Below are 4,154 nucleotides of genomic sequence, written 5' to 3'. Positions count from 1 at the left end.
TGGCGCGCGCTTCGAGCCAACGCCCCATCAGGATCAGCGTGACGATTACCGCGGCGGCCTCGAAATAGGTGTAATTGGTGCCATCCGGCAGCAGGCCGGGCATGAACGTCGCGACGCTGGAGTAGACGAAGGCGGCGGTCGTGCCGAGCGCGACGAGCGAGTTCATGTCTGGCGCGCCGCGCATCAGCGCGGGCCACCCCTTCCGAATGAAGCGCTGGCCAGGCACCGCGATCACGAAGCCGGCGAGCAGGAACGAAAGCACCTTGATGTTGAACTCGCCGACCCAGCCGGCAAGAAAATGATGCAGCGCCTCGGACATGTGCATGCCCATCTCGAAGACGAGCAGCGGCAGGGTCGCGATGGCCGCGATCGTGACGTCACGGCGCAGTTCCGACAGCTCGGCGTCGCGCGCCCGACGCTCGCGGTCGGAGGTGTCCACCGCGTCTCCGGCCTGTTCGGCGTCATAGCCGGCGGCGGCAACCGCCTTGACGAGTTCTGATGTCATTTCCGAGCCGCCCAGCACGCGCACAGAGGCCCGCCCAGTCGCCAGATTGACCGTGGCTCCGAGAACTCCCGGCACTGCCTCGAGTGCGCGCTCGACGCGTCCCACACAGGAGGCGCAGGTCATCCCCGAAGTACTCAGTACGACGATGGTCTCCCTCGGCTCGTAGCCTGCCTTGCGGATGGCCAAATCGATAGCCGCGGTATCGACTTTCCCAGAGCGGACGCCGACGTGGGCCCGCTGCGTCGCCAAGTTCACCGAGACGCTGTCAACGCCCTCCACCGCAAGGACCGCCCGCTCGACGCGGCCCACGCATGAGGCGCAGGTCATGCCTTCGACAGGAACATCGAAATGTGTAGGGGGCGCGGTTGTACTTCTGGCCATCGTTGCAAGCGACATAATGGGCTCTCCGAGCTGTGACGGCAGATGATATGCAGCTTACCATCATGGTAAGGTCAAGCGCTATCGGCGACATCGGCTGAAGATTTTGGGCGCTCCGGAAAGAGGTCAAAATTACTCTTGACCTTACCACTGTGGTAAGGTGCAGCCTCCTTTCACCCGCACTTCAACAGGAGGCTTCAGCCATGTGCTCTTGCCAAAAAAGTACGAACACCACTTCAGAGACCGCCCCAACCCACTCGCAGCCCGGATTGCAGTTTTGGGTCGACGACATGACCTGCGGGCACTGTGCCGACACGATCAAGAAGGCGATCGAGACGACCGTGCCCGGCACCACAGTCAACGCGGATCCCGCCTCTAAGGTCGTGAGCGTGACAGGCGTTGCAGACTTCGCTGCGCTCAGAGCGATCGTGACCAAGGCAGGTTATACGCCCAGCGCGTCTCCCGTGGCTGCCTGACCGAGCGCCAAGGGCAAAGCGGCAGGGAAGATCAACATTCTGGCCACGCTTGTACAAACGAGCGTGGCCAGTACCCCGATGGAAGAATTGGCCACTCGGAGCGGGATGCGCCCAGTCAGGTCTACAGGCGAATAGTCCGCAGCCTGATCGCGTTGGCGATGACGCTGACGGACGACAGTGCCATGGCCGCTGCGGCGATGATCGGCGAGAGCAGGATGCCGAAGATCGGATAAAGCACGCCGGCCGCAATCGGGATACCAGCTGCGTTGTAGACGAAGGCGAAGAACAGGTTCTGGCGGATATTGCTCATCGTCGCCTCCGACAGTCTCCGTGCCCGCACGATCCCGTTCAGATCCCCCTTGAGTAGCGTCAGGCCCGCACTTTCGATGGCCACGTCGGTGCCCGAGCCCATGGCGATCCCGACATCGGCCGCCGCCAGCGCAGGCGCGTCGTTAACGCCATCGCCCGCCATCGCGACGACCCGCCCCTCGCGCTTGAACTTTTCCACGACGGCGCTTTTCTGCTCTGGCAAGACATCAGCTTCGATCTCGGTGATGCCGAGCCGCCGCGCCACGGCTTCCGCCGTGGTCCTGTTGTCACCGGTCAGCATGACGACCCGGATGCCTTCTTTCTTCAGCGCCGCCAGGGCCGAAGGGGTCGATTCCTTGACCGGATCGGCGATGGCGATCGTGCCTGCGACTTGACCGTTAATGCCGACGAAGATCGCGGTCGCGCCCTCGCGTCGGAGGTCGTCGGCGGCCGTCGCGAGGCGCGCGACATCGACGTCGTGCTCGGCCATGAAAGCTGCGTTGCCGAGAACCACTTTCCGGCCATCGACCGTACCCAGCGCGCCTTTACCAGTCGGGGAGTCGAACTCCGTAACGACGGAGGTTCCGATATTGCGGGTGGCGGCTGCCGCCACGATCGCGACCGCCAGCGGATGTTCGCTGGCCTTCTCGACGCTGGCGGCCAGCCTGAGGATCTCTGTCTCTTCGAAGCCCTCGGAGGCGACGATCGCGGTAACAGCCGGTTTGCCCTCGGTGAGCGTGCCCGTCTTGTCGACCACAAGTGTATCGACCTTCTCCATACGCTCCAGCGCTTCGGCGTTCTTGATGAGGACGCCGACCTCGGCACCGCGCCCCACGCCGACCATGATGGACATCGGCGTTGCCAGCCCCAATGCGCAGGGGCAGGCGATGATGAGGACCGAGACGGCCGCGACGAGCCCGAAGGCCAGGCGTGGCTCGGGCCCCCAGATCGCCCAGGCTCCAAAGGCGAGTAAAGCCATCGCGATGACGACGGGTACGAAGTACCCCGCAACCTGATCGGCGAGGCGCTGAATCGGCGCGCGGCTGCGCTGCGCCTTCGCGACGAGCTGAACGATCTGCGCCAGCATGCTTTCATGACCGACGCGCCTCGCCTCGATGATCAGGCTGCCCGACTGGTTCATCGTGCCGCCGATCACCTGATCGCCGACGGTTTTCGTGGTCGGCATCGACTCGCCGGTGACCATCGATTCATCAATGGAGCTTCGCCCTTCTACGACGTCGCCATCGACCGGTACTTTCTCGCCGGGCCGGACACGCAGGCGATGCCCGACAGCGACGGCATCAAGCGTGACCTCCTCCTCGCGGCCGTCGTCGAGGATGCGGCGGGCGGTCTTAGGGGCGAGGTCGAGCAGAGCCCGGATCGCTCCGCTGGTGCTCTCGCGGGCACGCAGTTCCAGGACCTGTCCGAGGAGGACGAGGACGGTGATCACGGCAGCGGCCTCGAAATAGACCGCGACCGAGCCGTCCTGGCTGCGGAACGCCTGCGGGAAAATGCCGGGTGCGAGCGTTGCAACCACGCTGTAGATCCAAGCCACGCCCGTGCCCATGGCAATCAACGTGAACATGTTGAGGTTGCGGGTCATGATCGACTGCCAGCCGCGCTCGAAGAACGGCCACCCGGCCCAGAGTACGACAGGCGTCGCCAGAGCAAACTGGATCCAGTTGGACAGGTTGCGGGGTATCAGGTGATCAAGCCCGGTCAGGTGCCCTCCCATCTCGATTGCGAAGACAGGTGCCGCCAGAACCAGCCCGATCCAGAACCGGCGCGTCATATCGATGAGCTCGGCGTTGGGCTTGGCTTCGGCGCTGACGACGACCGGCTCGAGCGCCATGCCGCAGATCGGGCATTGACCGGGGCCCACCTGCCGGATCTGGGGATGCATCGGACAGGTATAGATCTCTCCCTCCGAAGCCGCTGTCGTCTTGGCTGGTGCTGTCGCGAGGTATTTCAGGGGTTCCGCGACGAATTTCGTCCGGCAGCCCGAAGAGCAGAAGTGATATGGCTTGCCCTCGAACTCGGCATGATGAGCCGTCGTCGCGGAATCGACCGTCATGCCGCAGACTGGGTCCTTCTCATCAGGTACCGGCTGCGGGCGTGAGGTGCCGTGGCCTTGGCTTGTCGCCAACGCGCTTGGCGCAGGCCCCGACGAAGATGCGGTGTTCGGCTCCGTGGCAGCAACGTGGTCGGCATTCATGGCGAGCCTCAATTCGGTTGTCCGGTTGGGCGGCCGGAAGTTCGGGCCCTTTTCGAAGACGGTCTCACGCACCTTGGATCGTCAGGCGGCGCGTGATCTGGGATTTGCAGCATGGGTGAGATGCCCAACCGAAAGCCGAATAGGTGGAGGACAGGCATCCATTCGGAATAAGACCATGAGGTCCGAAGCACGGTGTTGAGCCATTCGCTGAAGCCGGTATAGGCGAAGCCGCCCATCAGCGCCGCCGCAGCAGTCGGCCAGAAGCGGTTTG

3 protein-coding genes and 1 pseudogene are annotated in these 4,154 nt (G+C 64.0%); 1 reads left to right on the top strand and 3 read right to left on the bottom strand.

The window, feature by feature from the left end:
* A partial coding sequence (locus Q8M82_RS12420; RefSeq protein ID WP_305691660.1) for a heavy metal translocating P-type ATPase occupies positions 1 to 814 on the bottom strand: 814 nt, incomplete at its 3' end.
* Positions 815 to 1,086: 272 nt separating this feature from the next.
* Here Q8M82_RS12420 and Q8M82_RS12415 point away from each other — a divergent pair.
* Complete coding sequence (locus Q8M82_RS12415; RefSeq protein WP_305691659.1) at positions 1,087 to 1,359, top strand: heavy-metal-associated domain-containing protein; 273 nt, start codon at positions 1,087 to 1,089, stop codon at positions 1,357 to 1,359.
* Between the two features lie 121 nt (positions 1,360 to 1,480).
* Here Q8M82_RS12415 and Q8M82_RS12410 read toward each other — a convergent pair whose 3' ends face one another.
* Both Q8M82_RS12410 and Q8M82_RS12405 read right to left on the bottom strand, forming a co-directional pair.
* Positions 1,481 to 3,742 carry a heavy metal translocating P-type ATPase gene (locus Q8M82_RS12410; RefSeq protein WP_371126331.1) on the bottom strand — a complete coding sequence of 754 codons (2,262 nt, stop codon included), beginning with the start codon at positions 3,740 to 3,742 and terminating at the stop codon, positions 1,481 to 1,483.
* A gap of 149 nt (positions 3,743 to 3,891) precedes the next feature.
* Positions 3,892 to 4,154 (bottom strand): annotated as a pseudogene (locus Q8M82_RS12405) (hypothetical protein); the annotation flags it as partial.

Source organism: Allobosea sp. (assembly GCF_030694325.1).
GTDB lineage: Bacteria > Pseudomonadota > Alphaproteobacteria > Rhizobiales > Beijerinckiaceae > Allobosea.
The sequence above is the reverse complement of the archived record's forward strand: the minus strand, read 5'-3'. Positions and strand labels throughout refer to the sequence as shown.